Origin of the sequence: Rhizobium quercicola, assembly GCF_021168455.1 — a bacterium.
GTDB classification, from domain to species: domain Bacteria; phylum Pseudomonadota; class Alphaproteobacteria; order Rhizobiales; family Rhizobiaceae; genus Ferranicluibacter; species Ferranicluibacter quercicola.
This window is the reverse complement of record NZ_JAJOZR010000001.1, coordinates 203,934-222,000: the sequence shown is the minus strand read 5'-3', so window position 1 is coordinate 222,000 and position 18,067 is coordinate 203,934. Positions and strand designations below refer to the sequence as shown.

The window sequence follows — 18,067 nt, the reverse complement described above, 5'->3', positions numbered from 1 at the left end:
GATCTGTCCCTATGGTTAGGCGCGACAAGCTGGAGAATCTATGCTAGAAAATCCATATCGCATGACCATTCGTCCAAACTGGGAGCCGGTGCCGTGAACGATCCGCTGACGGAAATGCTCAAAGGACTGCGCCTCGATGGCGTGGATTACAGCCGCTGCCAGCCGACGGCGCCCTGGGCGACGGCCTTTCCGAAACAGAAGGCGGCGCAGTTCCACTTCCTCGCAGCCGGCTCCGCCTTCTTCCAGAGCCCGTCCGGCGCCTGGAGCGAGCTGCATCCGGGCGACGCCCTGCTTCTGCCGCGCGGCGATGCCCATCTCATCGCCAGCGGACCGGACGTGCCGGCCACTCCGCTCGCGGCCTTGCCGCGCAAGCCGCTCTGCGACGGCATCGTCGAGCTGGAATGCCGCGGCGCGAGCAGTGGCAACGTCCTCTTCTACGCGCTGATGCGCTTCAATGTCGATACGCTGCATCCCCTGCTGCAACTGATGCCGGATGTGATGCGCGCCAGCGACCTCGCCGCCAGCGAGCCGTCCATCCGGCCGCTGCTCGATGCCATGCAGCGCGAGGTCGAGATGAACCGCGTCGGTGCCGGCGGCATTCTCTCGCGTCTCGCCGACGTGCTGACGGCCACGCTGATCCGCACCTGGGTGGAGCATGGCTGCGGCGATTCCACCGGATGGCTGGCGGCCTTGCGCAATCCCGAGATCGGCCGCGTGCTGGCGGCGATCCACCTCGATCCCGCGCACGACTGGAGCGTCGACGAACTCGCCCGCCATATGGGCGCCTCCCGCTCGGGCTTTGCCCAGCGCTTTGCGGACGTGGTCGGCGAGACGCCTGCCCGTTACGTCGCCCGCATGCGGATGCATCAGGCCCACCAATGGCTTGGCGAAGGCCAGCGCGTCGCCGCAGTGGCGGAACGGCTCGGCTACGAGTCCGAAGCCTCCTTCAGCCGCGCCTTCAAGCGCATCACCGGCAGCCCGCCGAGCCACGTGCGGGATGTGGCGAAACGCCAGCCGCGGGCGCCCGCGATGGAGATGCTCGGGGTGGCCCAGGAGGCTTGACATCGCGGAGCGGCAACGCGCAAGCAGTTTCGTCCCGCTAATCTCCCAGCATCGCAACCACGGTTTCCGCGCAGAGCGCCAGCGACACGGCACCGGCATCGCGGTGGCCGACGCTGCGTTCGGCGAGCGGTCGCGCTCGACCGAGGCGGGGCGTCAGCGCACGGGTCGCTTCGGCGGCCGCGGTCGCGGCTGAGGCGGCGCGGGTCCAGGCTGCCTTCAACGAGCGTGTTTCCGCAAACGCCGTCTCCAGCGTCTTGACGAAAGGCACGAGCGCATCGACCAGCGTCTTGTCGCCGACCTTCGCGCCGCCGAGCCGTGTGACGCCGTCGAGCGCCAGCCCCGCGCCGGCCACGACGTCTGCATCCTTCCTTGCCGCGCTGTCGGAAAGCGCCGTGCTCCAGGCGCGGAGCAGTACGCCCCAGATCACGCCCGAGGTGCCGCCTGCGCGATCCGCCCAGGCATCGGCTGCGGCCGCAAGAACGCTGCGGGCCCCCGCCCCGGCAGCGACGGCTTCATCCGCGGCGACCCGGGCGGCCGTGGCACCGCGGGTCATGCCCTGTCCGTGGTCGCCATCGCCCGCCTGCGCGTCGATCCGGCCAAGCTCGGCCTCCGCACCGTGAAGCACGTCGGCGAGCCTGGCGATGATGCCGGCGATGCAACGGCCGGTTTCGCGTGCGGCATCGGAGGCAGCCGGAAAGGTCGGCACTTCCGCCGTCTCCTCGGGGATCGCTTCCGCAAGATTGGGTTCGTCGCGCCGGACGAGAACGGCCGTTTCGCACGGCGCGCTCCAGAGGCGTTCGAGATCGGCATCCAGCCACAGCAGGCTGAGCGAGCAGCCGCGCATGTCGAGGCTCGTCACGAACTCGCCGACCTCGGGACGCACGACCTCAAGGCCCGCCGCCGCGAGCCGCGTCGCGACCTGCGGCCAGAGGACGAAGAGTTCCTCGTATTTGGTGGCGCCGAGGCCGTTCAGGAGGGCGGCAACCCGCGTGCAATCGGCGGGGCGCTCGGCCAGAAGACGGTGCGTCAGGAGGTCGGCAAGCGCCGCTGCCGGAAGAATCGCGGTCTCGCTGATCCCCGGCTCGCCGTGAATGCCGAGGCCGAGCGCCATCTGGCCCTTGGGAACCGTGAACAGCGGCTCGGCCGACCCCGGCAGGGTGCAGCCGGCAAACGCGACGCCGAAGGAGACCGTGCGGGCATTGGCATGCTTCGCCACAGCCTCGACGTCGTCCAGCGAACGGCCCTCCTCTGCGGCCGCGCCGGCGACCTTGAAGACGATGAGATCGCCGGCAATTCCCCGACGGCTCAGGTGATTATCGGCCGGGCCGCTCGCCACGTCGTCTGTGACCGGAAGCACGCGGACATCGAGACCTTCGGCCCGGAGACGCTCGGCCGCAGCGCCGAAGTTCAAGACGTCGCCGGCATAGTTACCATAGCCGAGCAGAACGCCGCCGCCCCGATCCGCCAGCCGGCAGACCCGCGCGACGGCGGCTGTCGAGGGCGACGCGAAGACATCTCCGGCCACGGCGGCATCCGCAAGACCGGGTCCGACATAACCGGCAAAGGCCGGATAATGCCCCGACCCACCACCGACGACGACCGCGACTTTGCCCGCAACGCGCGGGGTGGATCTCACGACACCACCCTTCACTGCGCAAACGAAGCGACCGTAAACGGCGGCGTAGCCCTTCAGGGCGCTCGTGGCGAAGTCTTCCGGTTCGTCGTAGATCGTCGTCATTGGCATCGTCTCCTCAGCGAAGCTTTGTGGCGCTGAACCTTAACCGCAGATGACGGCCGCCAACACGGACAATCGCCGGCGCCGGCAATTTTGTCCAATGCGCCATCATCCCACCCATCACCATCTGCGTCGGCAACCGCGCGGTTCAAGCGGCACTGCGACAGGCTTCGCGTTGAAAAAATGATCAATCTATCGTGATTGTTCGCAAACGGTGAACAGTATGTCTGCATTTGGCCGGGTTCTTTTGTAAGGAACGATATGCTCTGACAGGGCACGACATCGGAGATGCCCGCGTGCAGCAGAACAGTTCGACGGCTTACGGAAGCGTGTCCCGCTTCTTCCATTGGGCGACCGCTCTCGTCATCGGCCTGAACATCGCGATGGGCTTCATCGCGAACCGATCCTCCATGGACGCGGTCGATGCCAAGGTTCTCTATTTCTCGATCCACAAGACGCTTGGCGTTCTCGCCTTCGCGCTGGCCCTCGCCCGCATCTGCTGGACGCTCGTCCAGCGGCATCCGGCGCCCGTCCACCCGGAGCGGCGTCTGGAGACTTTCGCGGCCGCGACGGTTCACTGGATGCTCTACGGTTCGATGCTGCTGGTTCCGCTGACGGGCTGGATCGAGCATGCCGCGACAACGGGATATGCGCCGATCCTCTGGCCGTTCGGCCAGGATCTGCCGCTCGTGCCGAAGTCGGAAGAGCTGGCGCAGCGCCTGGCGGCCACGCATCAGCTGTTCGCCTGGACGCTCTGTCTCGCCATCGCGCTGCACGTGGCAGGCGCTTTGAAGCACGCCCTGATCGATCGCGACGGGGTTCTCCAGCGCATGACGCGCGGAACGAACGCCGGCAAGGCAACGGAGACCGGGCGCGCCGGCTGGACGCCCGCCGCGACCTTCGCCCTGGCGGCGGTGGGCTTTGCGGGCGTGGCCTTCGCGTCGCAGATCGGCCTTCGCGCCGCGCCGGCGCCGGCCACATCCCGCCAGGCCGCAGCATCCGAGTGGCAGGTGATCCAGGGCACGCTCGGCTTCAAGGTCAACCAGATGGGAACGCCCGTTGCCGGTACCTTTTCGGACTGGACAGCCTCCATCGCCTTCGACGAAGCGACCGGCACGGGTCATGTCGAGGCCGTCATCAACCCCGCAAGCGTCACGCTGGGCAGCGTCAGCGATCAGGTAAAGGGCCCCGGATTTCTGGATGCGGCACAGCATCCGCAGGCCCGGTTCACCGCGACGATCCAGCCGGAGGGCAAAAACTTCCTCGCGGCCGGCACCTTGAATCTCAGGGGCATCGAAATCCCCATCCGCCTGCCATTCACGATGACGATCAAGGACGGCGTTGCGGACATGTCCGGCCAGACGGTGCTGGACCGCCGCGACTTCAAGATCGGTGAAACCTATGCGGACGAGAAGACGGTCGGCTTTTCGGTCGAGGTCGATATCGCCCTGCAGGCGAAGCGCTGAGGCCCTTTCTCACATCTCCATTTCCGTCTGCATTCCGCAGGCGGCATGAACGAAGGACAAGATCATGATCTCCAGAACCACCTATGCACTGTTCGCGTCGGCAATGCTTCTCGCCGGCGCCGCTCATGCCGAGCCCAAGGCCTACACCTTCGATGCCGGCCACAGCCAGGTCGTCTTCTCCTACCAGCATCTGAGCTTCTCGACCACGAGCGGCATGTTCAGCGGCATCACGGGCACGATCAACTTCGATGAAGCCAAGCCCGAGACCTCGACCGTCACGGTCGAATTCCCGATCTCCTCGCTCCAGACCGGCGACGTCGGCCGCAACAAGCACTTCCAGTCCGCCGACTTTTTCGGCGGTGAAGGCAAGGCACCGAATGTCAGCTTCAAATCGACCTCGATCAAAGTCACGGGCGAGAAGACCGCGCTGATCACCGGCGACCTGACGCTGAACGGCGTGACCAAGCCGGTCGTGCTCGATACCGTCCTCAACCAGCAGGGCCAGCATCCGATGGAAAACAAGCCGTGGATCGGCTTCAACGCCACCACCACGGTCAAGCGCACCGACTTCAATCTCGGCATGTTCGCTCCGGCCGTCTCCGACGACGTTGCCGTGAACATCTCCGTCGAAGCCAGCGCGGCGAAGTAAAAGCAAGAAGGGCGCAGACCTTTCGATCTGCGCCCTTCTTGTATGTGAGACGCCGGAGGCGCCTTCGGACCCTTAGCGGCAAACGCGGCGCGGGCCGGAATTGGGCTGGTACGTATTGTCCGACGCACGATAGGACCGGTAGCGCGACGCACAGCTGCTGCGGTTCTGCGAGGCGATCGCGCCGCCGATGATGGCGCCTGCGGCCAGACCGCCGATGATCGCGCCATTGTTGCGATGGCGACGGTCGTAACGCCGGCCATCGCGGCGGTCGTAGCGGCGATGGTCGCTGTAGCGGTCGCGACGATCATAGCGGCCGTTGTAGCGATGGCCGTTGCGCTGGTTGTGGCGGCGGATGATCCGCCTGTCTTCCCGATACTGCACCTGCTGAACGTCCGTCGTGCCCGGCGCTGCGGAACCTGCCGATGGCGCGGCGGGCCGGGCCGGGAATGCCTGTGCCGGCACGAAGCTTGTCAGCGCGGTCACGAGGGAAATCAGGATAATTGCGAGTTTTTTCATCATGCCTTTTCCATTGGTTATGGAGAGCACATAGCGCGCCGGGAGCGCGGGGTAAGGCGCAGGACAGCAATCGCCTGACGGCGGCCTCGGCCATAATCCCTCCCGCAATCCGATATAGCCTTCTCCGGCCGCGATGAAGCGGGATCGGTAAGGACTTGAGGATTTCGATGAAGACGTTCCTGCTTCGCTCGGCTGCGGCCACCATGGCCATCCTGGCGGCCTTCACGACCGCCGCACACGCCCAAGGCTTCGGCCCCATTGCCGACTTCATGGTGATGGACGTGTGCACGGGACCTGACGGACAGGCGGTCTCCGGCATTCCTGGAGACAAGGGCTGTCAGCGCCACCGGGATATCGCACCGGGCGAAACCCCGCCCTACACGCTGCAGAATTTTCCCGCCCCTACCTCCGGCTGCGCGGCGGGGCCTGTGTCGAAGATCAACGTTCCCGTCTCCCGCTTCAACGAAACGCGCATTATCAGCTCCACGCTTCGCCAGATTCCCTGCGGCGCGACGGACCCCGACAGCGACGACGACCTGGAGCGGAACGGCGCCTCGATCCAGTGGCATGACGACGCGTACGGGTTCATCATGGGCAGTTACAGCCCGGTGTCGCTATCCTCCTTCGAAAGCGATCTCTGCGGGGCGAACAGGGAGACCTCGCGCCGCTTCTTCCGCGGCTGGGTCATCGGCCCGGCCGACGTTCCCGCGCTCGGGGCGACGGGCTATGGCGTGTTCCAGACGAAGCTGCAGAAAGGTGCGGCGTCCGCCAACATGGGTGCGTGCGCGCTCCGCTACACCCGGGCCCTGACGACCTGGGCCGTCGAAAAGATCAGCTACACATCCGGGCGGGCGCTGGTCTCGGTCGTCTCCAGCCACTATTCCCGCGGGGCGCCGGACGGGGAGAGCCCCGGCGATGCCATGCAGATGGAGCAGACCTTCTGGACGCGGGAATTCGGACTGTCGCGCTGGGAGAAATGGGCCCGGGAGGACTGGGTCCATCCCCGCTCCGGCAAGTCCGCGCGCGATCTTGCCGCACAGCTGGTTGCCGCCGGCCGGTGCAGCCCGCCGGTCCATGCACCGCTCACCTTCACGCCGGCCATGCAGATGAGTGGAACGGAGAATGGTGCGGATCTCTACAGCCGGGTCATCAGCAATCCCCTCACGGGCGAACAGCACACATGGGTGATGACGCTCTGCGAGGACTATACCAACATCTCCCCCCTCGCCGACGGCGGCAAGGTGCTGGCCCGCGTTTCGACGCTCGCCGATGACGGCTACTGGGAATAGGCTCCGCAGACACGGCGCCGTCGATCAGGAAGGGCCGCTCTCTCATGGGGCGGACCTGCGACGCGCCGGCATCGTCATCGCAACGACGCTCGCCACCACCAGGACGAGGCCCAGCAGGGCGTTCGGGCTGGGCGTTTCGCCAAGAAACAGAACCCCGATACCGACGCCGATCGGCACCCGCAGATAGGCCTGCGCCGTGGTGCCGACCGAGCCCAGCCTCTGCAGCAGCGTGAAATAGAGCACGAAAGCAAGCGCCGTCGAGAAGACGGACAAGGCGAGAAGCGCTGCGAGCGATGACGGGGCGGGTGCAAGCGTCCATGGCTGGTCGACGAGGAGACTGAACGGCAACAGGATCACGCCGCCCCAGATAAGCGAGCCCGCTGCCGGCATCATCGGGTCGAGATCGCGGAAGGTCCGGCCGAAGGTTACGGCTCCGCCATAGGCGACAGCCGCGAGGATGATGGCGAGCTGCGCAATCACGCCGGTGCCGAATCCGCCAAGAACGGACGGGCCGACCACGAGGCAGATCCCGAGAAGCCCGAAGGCGACGCCGAACAGCTTCGGTGCCGTCACCGCTTCATGACGCGTTATGCAGGCGTTGATGAGGAACGCGAAGACGGGCGTCAGCGAATTCAGGATGACGGCCAGTCCTGCATCGACATGCTGCTCGCCCCAGGCAACCAGCGTGAAGGGAAGAACGGAGTTGAGAACGGCCTGGATGACGAAACGCTGCGCATTGCGGCGATCCCTCGGGAGCCCCAGCCCGCGCAGACGAAGAACAACGAGAAGCAGACCCCCGGCAATGATCGTCCGCGCGGCGATCAGCGTGATGGGCGGGATCGTGGCGACGCCGATTTTGATGAAGGTATAGGACGCGCCCCAGAGGGTGGCGAGAGCCAGCAGCATCAGAAGGCTCATGGCAAGGCGAGGCGGTTGTTCGGGCATGTCCGGTCCAGGTCGTTGATGTCGATGCGGCAGCCTTACAGCTTTCCAGCCGCCGACGCTTCGGCCATCGCCGAAGCATTCGCGCCTGACATGCGGGCGGCGAACCGATAGCCTGCGGCCATGACAGACCTTCCCACCGGCAACATGATCGCTCAGGCAGCCCATCTCATGGGCGACCCCGCACGTGCCAACATGCTCGCCGCCCTGATCGGCGGCGAAGCGTTGACGGCGGGGGAGCTCGCATCTCATGCAGGCATCACGCCGCAAACGGCGAGCGGGCATCTGGCGAAGCTTCTCGACGGGCGGCTCGTCGCGGCCGAGCGGCAGGGCCGCCATCGCTATTTCCGGCTCGCCTCCCCCTCCGTCGCACAGGCGCTGGAAGGCCTGATGGCGCTCTCGCAGATTCCGCTGGCCGCGTCGGCCAAGCGCCGTGGGCCACGCGACGAAGCGATGCGTCGGGCGCGAACCTGCTACGACCACATGGCCGGCCACATCGCCGTCGAAGTCACCGCCATGCTGGAGCAGCGGGGGCTTCTGCACCGGTCGGAGGGCGTCGGCGTTCTCTCGGACGAGGGATATCGCTTCTTCTGCGACTTCGGGATCGACCTCGCGACGACCGACCGGCCGAAGCGTCCGGTCTGCCGCATGTGCCTCGACTGGAGCGAGCGCCGGCCGCATATGGCGGGACGGCTCGGTTCGGCGCTGCTGGCGCGAACGATCGAGCTCAAATGGGTGCTGCGGACACCGAGCAGCAGGACGCTGACGATCACCCCCGCCGGCGATCGCGGCTTTGCGGACATGCTTGGCCGGCCGCTCACGCCGTCGTAGAGCCCGAAACACCGTCCGACCGCCGATCGGGAAAGGTGAGCGTCACGCGGGTGCCCTCGCCCAGCCGCGACTGGATGGCCGCATCTCCGCCGGACTGGCGAACGAAGCCGTAGACGGTTGCAAGACCGAGCCCCGCACTGCCGCCTTTCATGCGCGTCGTGAAATAGGGCTCGAAGGCCTTGTCGATCGCCTCCGGCGTCATGCCGACGCCCTCGTCGGACACCGAAACCACGACCGATGAACCGTCATGGGTGGCCGAAATGTTGATCTCCCCACCCTTCGGCATGGCTGCCGCCGCGTTCAGGCAGAGGTTGAGCACCGATTGCTCGAAGAGCGAGGGGTCGAGATAGACCGGCGGCAGATCCACGGCCGTCGACAGCCTCACCCGGCAGGTCTCGCCGACCGCGATTTCGAGAACGTCGATCATGCCGGTCAGCACGGATCGAAGATCGATCGAGACGGGAAAGATCTGTTGCTGGCTTGCGACCGACAGCATGCTGGAGGACAGCGCACGGCCGCGGTCGGCCGCCTTGCGGATGCGGTTGAGATGCCGTCTCTGCCGGTCGGTGACGACGTCCTCGCGCTCCAGAAGCCCGAGACTGCCGGTGACGATGCCGATCATGTTCCCGACCTCGTGGGCGAGCTGGTGCGTCATGCGCATGATGCCGTCGAGCCGCAGGGCCTTCGCCGCCTCGGCTTCCTGCCGGTCGGCCTCGGTCACGTCGCGTGCGAGAAGAACGAAACCGCCATCCTTCTGGCGCGAAAGCGACACCTCCACCACCTGCCCGTCCTCCTGACGAAGGCGGAAGACGAAAGGCCTGCCCGGACGCTCCGTGTCCTCGAGCGCGGCCTGCAGACCCTGGGTATCGAGATCGGGCAATCCCTCGAGGAAGCGCCGCAACGGCAGCTTTCGCGAGGCGCCGCCGCGGCCGACAAGCTCGATCACCCGGCGGTTCATGGCAAGCGGTTGGCCGGCGGCGTCGAACAGGGCGATGCCCTCGTTCATGCTGCGAAAGATCGCCCGGATCGTCTTGGCCGCCGCCTCCGCCTTGCGGCGCATACGGCTGACGCGGTCGACACTCTCGCGGAAGGCGCTGAAGGCCTGCACCAGCCGGATCAGCTCCGTCTCGTCGCCGCGGTAATGCGGCACGGCGATCTGCTTCTGCCCGCCGGCGAGCGCATTCATGCCGGTCGAGAGATCGACGATCCCGCGCGAGACCCGGATGACGGACCGGATGGCGAACGCCGCGATGATCAGCATGAGGAGCGCGGTGACGAAGACGATACTGAGCAGTCTTTGCAGCATCTGCGAGATCGCCCGGACATCGTCGCCAAGCTTGCCCACCACGCCGTCATTCTGCGCCTCGACGGCAAGCGACAGTTCGCGCGAGACAGCGTGCAGGCGCGTGATCGCGGCGCGGATGGAAAACATCTCCCGCAGATAGCGGGTCTGCGCCGCGAAGATGCGGCGATGGGCGTCGAGCGCGGCCTGGTCCATGCGCACCGGCGCGGCCTCGGCGATCGACAGTTCCCGGACATAGCGCCGCTGGAGCTCGCCCAGCTGGAACAGGCTGTCGGATGTCGAGGCCGATTGCGCGATGGCGTTGAGGCTTGGTGGCAGGTTGCGAACCGTCGTCATGTCCCGCGTCGCGATCTGGCTCAGTGCCGTCGCGGCATTCGACTTGTGCGTCTGTGCCGCTTCGGCATCGTCCAGCATGGTCAGCGTCTGCTGCCGGATCGCGCCCAGAAGCGCGAGCACCCGTCCATCGGCAGGCGCTGCGGTCCGCTCCTGCTGCGGCTGCATCATGCGCATCAGGGCCTCCACCTGGGCCAGCACGGCGCGGCTTTCGCTGGAAATACGGTAAGGCGAGGTCGCGTTCATCAGAAAGGGTGCGCTGGAAACGAGGTCGGAGACCTGCTTGGAGACGAGCGCGGACTTGCCGAGGCTGACGAAGGCCTGCGTGCCATAGGTGGCCATCTCGTTGCGGGCCTTCAACAGCCCGAAGATGGCGACGGTGGAGATGGCAAGCACCAGCGCACCGATGAGGAGGATAGCCGCAGGAAGACGAAAGGCGATCGAGGAAAAGAAGGCGCGAGAGGTCATCGCTCCGTCTCGCGGCGCGCAACCTCCAGCACATAGCCCCGGCCGCGACGCGTCTTGATGTAGCGCGGCAGTTCCGGGTTCTGCTCGATCTTGCGGCGCAGCCGGAGAACCAGCACATCGACATTGCGATCCACGTAGCGGTCGGTACCGCTGCCCAGCCGCTCGAGAATTTGCGCGCGCGTGACCGGAAGGTTCGGCGTTTCGGCAAGGAGTTCCAGAAGCGCGAACTCGGCACCCGTCAGCGTCTTGCCCGGCTGCCCTTCGCACACCGCCAGCCTGCGCTTCAGGTCGATCGTCCAGTCTGCGAGCGCAAGCGACGAGGCCGGGGGCGCAAGATCGGGGGACGGCTCCGGCATGCGCTCGGGCTTCGACATCGGGACCGAGCGGCGCAGCACCGCTTTCATGCGGGCGGCAAGCTCGATCGGCTCGAACGGTTTGACGATGTAGTCGTCGGCGGCGGTCTCCAGGCCCAGCACGCGCTCGGCCGAACTGCCGGCTGCCGTCACCATGATGATACCGACATCCATGCTGCTGCGGATGCGCTGCGCGAATGTGCGCCCCGACGCACCGGGCAGGTTATGATCCAGCAGGATGAGGTGCACGGTCTCGCGCGACAGAAAGGCCGTCGCCTCCTCGGCAGAACCCGCCACGAACGGTGTCCAGCCCTCCGCCTCCACGAGATCGAACAACATCTCCGCCATATCCGGATCGTCCTCCACGATCAGAATCCTTGCCTGCATATCGAACGTCCTCCCGCCGCATCATAGGCTGCGGGACGCAATGTTCAAATCCTTGCCGATGACGGGATCTGTCACAAATGTAACATTTGAAAGGTTCGCAACTCTCGCTCATCGCGGCTGTAACAAGCGTAACCACTCCGTCCTTGAAGCGTGCGTCGTATCTGCCATTCTGGCCGCGGAGGTCGGGACATGCTTGTTTCCGCGTGGAGGTTTCGGTGAGGACGTTCATCTGTCTGGCAGCGACGGCATGCCTGTCGTTCGGCGCGACCGCGCATGCGGAGCCCATGGCGCGGCTCAACGTGCTGTGCGGCGTCGACGAAGCCTGGTGCTCCGCGATGAAGGAGGCCGTGCGGATACGCTTGCGGATCGACGCGACCGTGACGCGCGAAAGCACCGGAGACATCCTCGATCAGGTGCGCCGCGAGAAGGCCGATCCGCAGACGGATGTCTGGTGGGGCGGCACGGGCGACGCCCAGTTGCAGGCGGCCGACGAGGGCCTGCTGCAAGCCTACCAGCCCCCCTCGTCCGCCGCGATGCTGCCCTGGGCCGACAATTTCTTCGATCTCTCGGGCGGGCATTCCGCCGGCATCTATGCCGGAGCGCTCGGCTTTGCCTACAACACCGATCTCCTGAAGCAGAGAGGCCTGAAGCCTCCTGCATGTTGGAAGGACCTGCTCGACGGGACCTATGCCGGGGCGATCGAGCTTGCCGATCCGAATTCTTCGGGAACGGCCTATACCGCACTTGCGACCCTGGTTCAGCTCTTCGGCGAGGACGAGGCGTTCAAGTATCTCGGCCGGCTGGGCGCCAATATCCGCGCCTATCCGTCGTCGGGCTCGGCCCCGGTCAAGGATGCGGCCCATGGCGAAACACTGATCGGCATTTCCTTCATTCACGACGCGGTCACGCTGCGGCAGGCAGGCTACCCGCTCGAGATCGTCGCGCCCTGCGAGGGGACGGGCTACGAGATCGGCGCCGTCAGCATCGTCAAGGGCGCGAAGAACCCGGAGGCGGCGCGCGCCTTCGTCGACTTCGTGCTGAGCGCCGAGGGTCAGGCGACGGGGGCCGGCGCCGGGCAGAACCAGGTGCCGTCCAATGCCGGCGCATCGCTGCCGCCCGGCGCCCCTGATATTTCGATGATCCGGATGGTCGACTACGACTTTGCGACCTTCGGCTCGGCGGACGAGCGCAGCCGGCTGCTCAAACGTTTCGACAGCGAGATCCGCGGCATCCCCTGATCGCTGACATCGGGGGAGCCGCACTCAGCTCTCCTCCCGGCAACGACCGGCGCCTGCGCGAAGTCCGCCGGCGCCGAGGCATCACACCGGACGGACCATGTCAGCCCGCTTGCAGAGGCAAACGGGCAAGGCACGGCCATGCCGCGACGACCGTTCAACCAAGGAGGAAACATCATGAAAACCACCACAGCCGGCATTCTCTTGATGGCCGCGACCGCACTTACCGCCACATCGGCAAAGGCCGCGGGCACGCTCAACCTCATCTGCTCGGCAGACGTCGTCATCTGCGAGCAGATGAAGGGCGACTTCGAGAAGGACCACGACATCAAGGTCAACATGGTGCGCCTGTCGTCCGGCGAAACCTATGCCAAGATCCGGGCGGAGGCCCGCAATCCGAAGACGGATCTCTGGTGGGCCGGCACCGGCGACCCCCATATGCAGGCCGCCTCCGACGGGCTGACGCAGGAATACAAGTCGCCGCTGCTCGACCAGCTGCAGGATTGGGCGCAGAAACAGGCCGAGGGCTCCGGCTTCAAGACGGTCGGGGTCTATGCCGGCGCGCTCGGCTGGGGCTACAACACCGAGATCTTCAAGACGAAGGGCTTCACCGAGCCGAAGTGCTGGGCTGACCTTCTCAATCCCGCCTTCAAGGGCGAGATTCAGATCGCCAATCCGAACTCGTCGGGCACCGCCTACACCGCGCTCGCCTCGCTGGTCCAGATCATGGGCGAGGATCAGGCGTTCGATTACCTGAAGAAGCTCAATGCCAACATCTCGCAATACACCAAATCGGGCTCCGCACCCGTGAAGGCGGCGGCCCGCGGCGAAACGGCCATCGGCATCGTCTTCATGCACGACGCCGTGGCCCAGACGGCCGAAGGCTTCCCGGTCAAGTCGGTCGCGCCATGCGAAGGCACGGGCTACGAGATCGGCTCCATGTCGATCGTCAAGGGCGCGAAGAACCTCGACAATGCCAAGATCTGGTACGACTGGGCGCTTTCCCCCGCCGTCCAGTCGCGCATGAAGGACGCCAAGTCGTTCCAGCTGCCGTCCAACAAAGCGGCCGAGATCCCGAAGGAAGCACCGCGCTTCGAGGACATCAAGCTGATCGACTACGACTTCAAGACCTATGGCGACCCCGCCAAGCGCAAGGAACTGCTGGAGCGCTGGGACCGCGAGATCAGCGCCAACGCGAACTGATGCGCAGCGCGTGCCGGCTGCACCGCATGCGGCCGGCACGCGGTTCTTGAAACAGGACATGGCTTGCAGAGGGGATCGGCATGGATACCGGCAAAGACAATCGTAACCGCAGACTGGATATCACGCTCGGTCTTGGCATTCTGGCCCTTCTGCTCGTCCCCTGGTACCGGATCGAGGGCGGGTTTCTCGGGCTCGGCTGGTTGTCGGGCTTCCCCGGCGAAGCTTCGGTGTCGCCCGGCCTGTTGCAGATTTTTCTTCATGGCCGCTGGTGGCTCGCCATCGCCGCGCTGATGCTGGTGGTCGCCGGCATTGCCCGCTTCACGCGGGATCCGAAACGGCGCGGCGCGCTCCTTGCCCTGTCCGGTGCCGTCGGCGTCGCCTTTCTGACGCTGCAGGGGCTGGCCATCGGCTATTCCGGCTGGTCGTGGACGATCAGCGAAACGCTGTTCGGAGCGTTGTCGGATGGGCAACCCTCCATGGGGGCGGGCGCTATGCTTTCGGCGCTGGTCTTCGTGCTCCTTTTCTCCTTCGGCCTTGCCGAGCGCGGCGCCATGAAGGGCGATGCCTTCGTCGTCGCTTCCATCGCGCTTCTCGTCTTTCTGGTGGCGATCTTCGTGTTCTACCCGGTCGGCAGCATGCTGGTCGGCGCGTTTCAGGATGTCGACGGCTCGCTCAATCCGGACGGCTTCACCCGCAACATTCAGGACCCCGCCATCTGGAGCCTCGGCTGTGTCATCGGCGGCGAGCGGTGCGGCGTGGCATGGCGCACGCTGTGGCTGGCGATCATGACCGCCGGCGGCTCCACCATCATGGGGCTGGCCTTCGCGCTGGTCGCCACGCGCACGCGCTTTCCCTTCAAGAAGGGCCTGCGCCTCCTCACCGTCCTGCCCATCATCACGCCGCCCTTCGTCATCGGCCTCGCGCTGACGCTGCTTTTCGGCCGCGCCGGCGTCGTCACCGAAGCGCTCTCCAGCCTGTTCGGCATCGAGCCCGGCCGCTGGCTCTACGGCATGACCGGCATCTGGATCGCGCAGGTCCTGTCCTTTACGCCCATCTCCTTCCTCGTGCTCATCGGCGTGGTCGAAGGCGTCAGCCCCTCCATGGAAGAGGCGTCGCAGACGCTGCGCGCCGATCGCTGGCGCACCTTCTGGCGGGTCTCGTTGCCGCTGATGAAGCCGGGTATCGCCAATGCGTTCCTGATCGGCTTCATCGAGAGCATGGCCGATTTCGGCAATCCGCTGGTGCTCGGCGGCAGCCACGGGGTGCTTTCGACCGAGATCTTCTTTGCCGTCGTCGGCTCGCAGAACGATCCCTCGCGCGCCGCCGTGCTCGCCATCATCCTGCTCTGCTTCACGCTCACCGCCTTCCTCGCCCAGCGCTATTGGCTGGCCGGCAAGAACTTCGCGACCGTCACCGGCAAGGGCGACAGCGGCTCCCACATCGCCCTGCCGCGCCCGCTGTCCATCGGCGTGCATGCCCTGGTCGTTCCGTGGATGCTCTTCACGGTCGTCATCTACGGCATGATCCTCTTCGGCGGCTTCGTCAAAACCTGGGGCCTCGACAATTCCCTGACGCTCGATCACTACGTCAGAGCCTTCTCGGTCGAGATGCGCGACGGCGTGCTCGCCTGGACCGGCGTTGCCTGGAACTCCTTCTGGACGACCATGGAGATCGCGCTGATCTCGGCGCCGCTGACGGCGGCGGTCGGGCTGCTCACGGCCTACATCATCGTCCGTCAGAAATTCGTCGGCCGCAACGTGTTCGAATTCGCGCTGATGATGAGCTTCGCCATTCCCGGTACCGTCATCGGCATCAGCTACATCATGGCGTTCAACCTGCCGCCGCTGGAGATGACGGGCACCGCGCTCATCCTCATCGCCTGCTTCGTCTTCCGCAACATGCCGGTCGGCGTGCGCGGCGGGGTGGCGGCCATGAGCCAGCTCGACAAGAGCCTCGACGAGGCGTCGCTGACGCTGCGGGCCACGAGCTTGCGCACCGTGCGCAAGGTCATCCTGCCCCTCCTGCGCCCGGCGATCACGGCAGCATTGGTCTACTCCTTCGTACGGGCCATCACCTCCATCAGCGCCGTCATCTTCCTCGTCAGCGCCGAATACAACATGGCGACTTCCTACATCGTCGGCCTCGTCGAGAACGGCGAGTATGGCGTGGCGATCGCCTATTCCTCCATGCTGATCGTCGTGATGATCCTCATCATCGCGGGCTTCCAGCTTCTCGTCGGCGAACGCCGGCTGCGACGCGAAAATCGCGTCGCCGGCCTTCGCGCTGCACCGTCATCCCTTCTCGCTCAGGAGAAAACAGTATGATCCATCCCCGCGCCGGTTCCGTCGTCTTCCAGCACGTCAAGAAGCAGTTTGGTGCCTTCACCGCCATTCACGACCTGTCCATCACCATCGAGCCCGGCCAGCTCGTGACCCTGCTCGGGCCCTCGGGCTGCGGCAAGACCACGACGCTGCGCATGCTGGCGGGCCTGGAACATCCGACCTCCGGCCAGATCCTCATCGGCGGCAAGGACGTGACAATGCTGCCGGCGAACGAGCGTGACGTGTCGATGGTGTTCCAGTCCTACGCCTTGTTTCCGCATATGAGCTCGCTCGACAACGTGGCCTACGGGCTGGAATCCTCCGGCATGAAGCGCAAGGACGCGCGCGCGCGCGCGGAAGAGGGCCTGAAACTCGTCGGCCTTGCCGGCATGGGCGCGCGGCTTCCCGCCGAACTCTCCGGCGGCCAGCAGCAACGCGTGGCCGTCGCCCGGGCCCTCGTGCTCGAGCCGCAGGTGCTTCTGCTCGACGAGCCGCTCTCCAACCTCGACGCGCGCCTGCGCCGGCAGGTGCGCACCGAGATCCGCGACCTGCAGCAGCGGCTCGGCTTTACCGCCGTCTACGTGACGCACGATCAGGACGAGGCGCTGGCCGTCTCCGACCGCATCATCATCATGAAGGATGGCGTGATCGCGCAGGAAGGCGCGCCGCGCGATCTCTACGAGGCTCCGGCCTCCGCCTTCATCGCCGACTTCATGGGCGAGGCCAATGTCGTCGCCTGCGACGTCATCCGCGTCGAGGGGGCGGACGCGACCATCCGCATCGGCGCGCTCGAACATCGCGTGCCCAGCCGCAATGCGCGGCCGGGCCCTGCCAAGCTGGCCGTGCGCCCGAACGCGATCACGCTGGAGCCGGCGTCGGGCGCCGCCTTCCCGGGCCGCATAACGCATGCCGCCTACCTCGGCGACCACGTGGAATATGAGGTGGAGACGGGCACCGGCCGGCTGTTCGTCGTCGATCCCGCCGTGGAACGCGCACTGCCACCGGCAACGGATGTCGCTGTCGGCTTCAAAGGACGCGGTATTGCCATTATCAACGACTGAGCCGCTTTCATCACAAGGACTTCCCATGACGCATGATCTCGACACCCGCTTTGCCCTGGCGCAAACGATCGCCCGCACTGCCGGCGCTGTCGCACGCGACTATTTCGACCGCCGCGAGACGCTGGTCATCGAAACCAAGCGCGACGCGCAGGACGTGGTCTCGATCGCCGACCGTGAGGTGGAAAACCTGATCCGCGCCGCGGTGGCCGACGCCCACCCGGACGACGGGTTTCTCGGCGAGGAATACGGCCTCGCCGCGGGGAACTCCGGCTATACCTGGGTGGTCGATCCGATCGACGGCACCAGCCCCTTCGTCAACGGCATGCCGAACTGGTGTGTGTCCATCGCGGTGCTCTTCGACAGCAAGCCTGTGATCGGCGTGATCTACGCGCCCTGCTTCGAGGAACTCTACGCCGCGGCCGCGGGTCGCGGTGCCGTCCTCAACGGCCGGGTGCTGACGCTCGACCCCTCGCGCACCATCCGCAACGCCGTCACCGGCATCGGGGCCAACAATTACGTCACGCCGGCCTTCGTCGGAAAGATGGTCGAGACGCTGATGGACGCCGGCGGCAATTTCATTCGCAACGGGTCCGGCGCGCTGATGCTCGCCTATGTCGCGGCCGGCCGGCTGGTCGGCTACTACGAGCCCTATATGCACGCCTGGGATTGCCTTGCCGGCTACTGCCTCGTGACGGAGGCCGGCGGGTGGCATCATCCCTTCCCCGTCGAAGGCGAGCAGCTGACCCGCGGTGCGCCCGTGCTGGCCGCAGCGCCCGGCGCCGTGGACGATCTGCGGCGCATCGCCGGGATTTAGCACCGTCTCAACCGCGGGCCGCACGCGCCATCCTGCCGCCCGCAGACGACGCCCTGTCGGTTCGGTGCCCTGCCGATCCGCCACGGGCAGGGCGGCGGG

15 protein-coding genes are annotated in these 18,067 nt (G+C 66.1%); 10 read left to right on the top strand and 5 right to left on the bottom strand.

The features are described 5' to 3' along the window. Positions 1-93: 93 nt before the first annotated feature. Positions 94-1,062, top strand: a complete 969-nt coding sequence (locus LRX75_RS00975) for an AraC family transcriptional regulator (RefSeq protein ID WP_231811342.1) — start codon at positions 94-96, stop codon at positions 1,060-1,062. Positions 1,063-1,099: 37 nt separating this feature from the next. Here the strand turns inward: LRX75_RS00975 and LRX75_RS00970 are convergent, their stop codons facing one another. Next, positions 1,100-2,800 carry a dihydroxyacetone kinase family protein gene (locus LRX75_RS00970; protein ID WP_231811341.1) on the bottom strand — a complete coding sequence of 567 codons (1,701 nt, stop codon included), beginning with the start codon at positions 2,798-2,800 and terminating at the stop codon, positions 1,100-1,102. 293 nt (positions 2,801-3,093) lie between these two features. Here LRX75_RS00970 and LRX75_RS00965 point away from each other — a divergent pair, with 293 nt between their 5' ends. Together LRX75_RS00965 and LRX75_RS00960 are read left to right on the top strand one after the other, a co-directional pair. Beyond that, entirely contained in the window at positions 3,094-4,263 is a 1,170-nt protein-coding gene (locus LRX75_RS00965) for a cytochrome b/b6 domain-containing protein (RefSeq protein ID WP_231811340.1), read from the top strand. Positions 4,264-4,327: 64 nt separating this feature from the next. Then, positions 4,328-4,912, top strand: coding sequence for a YceI family protein (locus tag LRX75_RS00960; protein ID WP_231811339.1), 585 nt, complete (start codon positions 4,328-4,330; stop codon positions 4,910-4,912). 72 nt (positions 4,913-4,984) lie between these two features. Here the strand turns inward: LRX75_RS00960 and LRX75_RS00955 are convergent, their stop codons facing one another. After that, positions 4,985-5,428 carry a BA14K family protein gene (locus LRX75_RS00955; RefSeq protein ID WP_231811939.1) on the bottom strand — a complete coding sequence of 148 codons (444 nt, stop codon included), beginning with the start codon at positions 5,426-5,428 and terminating at the stop codon, positions 4,985-4,987. A gap of 167 nt (positions 5,429-5,595) precedes the next feature. Here LRX75_RS00955 and LRX75_RS00950 point away from each other — a divergent pair, with 167 nt between their 5' ends. Further along, positions 5,596-6,717 (top strand): hypothetical protein, encoded by a 1,122-nt coding sequence (locus LRX75_RS00950; protein ID WP_231811338.1) that lies wholly within the window; start codon positions 5,596-5,598, stop codon positions 6,715-6,717. A gap of 42 nt (positions 6,718-6,759) precedes the next feature. On the opposite strand, the gene LRX75_RS00945 is transcribed toward LRX75_RS00950, so the two are convergent. Continuing rightward, positions 6,760-7,662 carry a DMT family transporter gene (locus LRX75_RS00945; RefSeq protein ID WP_231811337.1) on the bottom strand — a complete coding sequence of 301 codons (903 nt, stop codon included), beginning with the start codon at positions 7,660-7,662 and terminating at the stop codon, positions 6,760-6,762. Positions 7,663-7,782: 120 nt separating this feature from the next. On the opposite strand from LRX75_RS00945, the gene LRX75_RS00940 reads away from it, so the two are divergent. Then, on the top strand, positions 7,783-8,490 hold the full coding sequence (locus LRX75_RS00940; RefSeq protein WP_231811336.1) for an ArsR/SmtB family transcription factor: 708 nt from the start codon (positions 7,783-7,785) through the stop codon (positions 8,488-8,490). Here the strand turns inward: LRX75_RS00940 and LRX75_RS00935 are convergent. Both LRX75_RS00935 and LRX75_RS00930 read right to left on the bottom strand, forming a co-directional pair. Further along, positions 8,477-10,594 carry an ATP-binding protein gene (locus LRX75_RS00935; protein WP_231811335.1) on the bottom strand — a complete coding sequence of 706 codons (2,118 nt, stop codon included), beginning with the start codon at positions 10,592-10,594 and terminating at the stop codon, positions 8,477-8,479. The two genes, LRX75_RS00940 and LRX75_RS00935, sit on opposite strands and share 14 nt — an antisense overlap. Further along, positions 10,591-11,334, bottom strand: coding sequence for a response regulator transcription factor (locus tag LRX75_RS00930; protein ID WP_231811334.1), 744 nt, complete (start codon positions 11,332-11,334; stop codon positions 10,591-10,593). Before LRX75_RS00930 ends, LRX75_RS00935 begins: the two co-directional genes overlap by 4 nt. A 215-nt stretch (positions 11,335-11,549) precedes the next feature. On the opposite strand from LRX75_RS00930, the gene LRX75_RS00925 reads away from it, so the two are divergent. The 5 genes from LRX75_RS00925 (at position 11,550) to LRX75_RS00905 (ending at position 17,968) form a co-directional block, all read left to right on the top strand. Then, positions 11,550-12,572, top strand: coding sequence for an ABC transporter substrate-binding protein (locus tag LRX75_RS00925; RefSeq protein ID WP_420851120.1), 1,023 nt, complete (start codon positions 11,550-11,552; stop codon positions 12,570-12,572). Between the two features lie 174 nt (positions 12,573-12,746). After that, positions 12,747-13,772 (top strand): ABC transporter substrate-binding protein, encoded by a 1,026-nt coding sequence (locus LRX75_RS00920; RefSeq protein WP_231811333.1) that lies wholly within the window; start codon positions 12,747-12,749, stop codon positions 13,770-13,772. An 80-nt stretch (positions 13,773-13,852) separates the two neighbouring features. Next, the gene (locus LRX75_RS00915) at positions 13,853-16,096 is read left to right on the top strand and encodes an ABC transporter permease (RefSeq protein ID WP_231811332.1); all 2,244 of its coding nucleotides are present in this window, start codon (positions 13,853-13,855) and stop codon (positions 16,094-16,096) included. Next, complete coding sequence (locus LRX75_RS00910; protein ID WP_231811331.1) at positions 16,093-17,154, top strand: ABC transporter ATP-binding protein; 1,062 nt, start codon at positions 16,093-16,095, stop codon at positions 17,152-17,154. Before LRX75_RS00915 ends, LRX75_RS00910 begins: the two co-directional genes overlap by 4 nt. 25 nt (positions 17,155-17,179) lie before the next feature. Then, complete coding sequence (locus LRX75_RS00905) at positions 17,180-17,968, top strand: inositol monophosphatase family protein (RefSeq protein ID WP_231811330.1); 789 nt, start codon at positions 17,180-17,182, stop codon at positions 17,966-17,968. Positions 17,969-18,067: the final 99 nt, after the last annotated feature.

Coding starts and splice junctions, on each gene's coding strand:
- LRX75_RS00905 (WP_231811330.1), top strand. CDS start 17,180: ATGACGCATGATCTCGACACCCGCTTTGCCCTGGCGCAAACGATCGCC.
- LRX75_RS00970 (WP_231811341.1), bottom strand. CDS start 2,800: ATGACGACGATCTACGACGAACCGGAAGACTTCGCCACGAGCGCCCTG.
- LRX75_RS00955 (WP_231811939.1), bottom strand. CDS start 5,428: ATGAAAAAACTCGCAATTATCCTGATTTCCCTCGTGACCGCGCTGACA.
- LRX75_RS00930 (WP_231811334.1), bottom strand. CDS start 11,334: ATGCAGGCAAGGATTCTGATCGTGGAGGACGATCCGGATATGGCGGAG.
- LRX75_RS00910 (WP_231811331.1), top strand. CDS start 16,093: ATGATCCATCCCCGCGCCGGTTCCGTCGTCTTCCAGCACGTCAAGAAG.
- LRX75_RS00920 (WP_231811333.1), top strand. CDS start 12,747: ATGAAAACCACCACAGCCGGCATTCTCTTGATGGCCGCGACCGCACTT.
- LRX75_RS00950 (WP_231811338.1), top strand. CDS start 5,596: ATGAAGACGTTCCTGCTTCGCTCGGCTGCGGCCACCATGGCCATCCTG.
- LRX75_RS00960 (WP_231811339.1), top strand. CDS start 4,328: ATGATCTCCAGAACCACCTATGCACTGTTCGCGTCGGCAATGCTTCTC.
- LRX75_RS00945 (WP_231811337.1), bottom strand. CDS start 7,662: ATGCCCGAACAACCGCCTCGCCTTGCCATGAGCCTTCTGATGCTGCTG.
- LRX75_RS00935 (WP_231811335.1), bottom strand. CDS start 10,594: ATGACCTCTCGCGCCTTCTTTTCCTCGATCGCCTTTCGTCTTCCTGCG.
- LRX75_RS00915 (WP_231811332.1), top strand. CDS start 13,853: ATGGATACCGGCAAAGACAATCGTAACCGCAGACTGGATATCACGCTC.
- LRX75_RS00940 (WP_231811336.1), top strand. CDS start 7,783: ATGACAGACCTTCCCACCGGCAACATGATCGCTCAGGCAGCCCATCTC.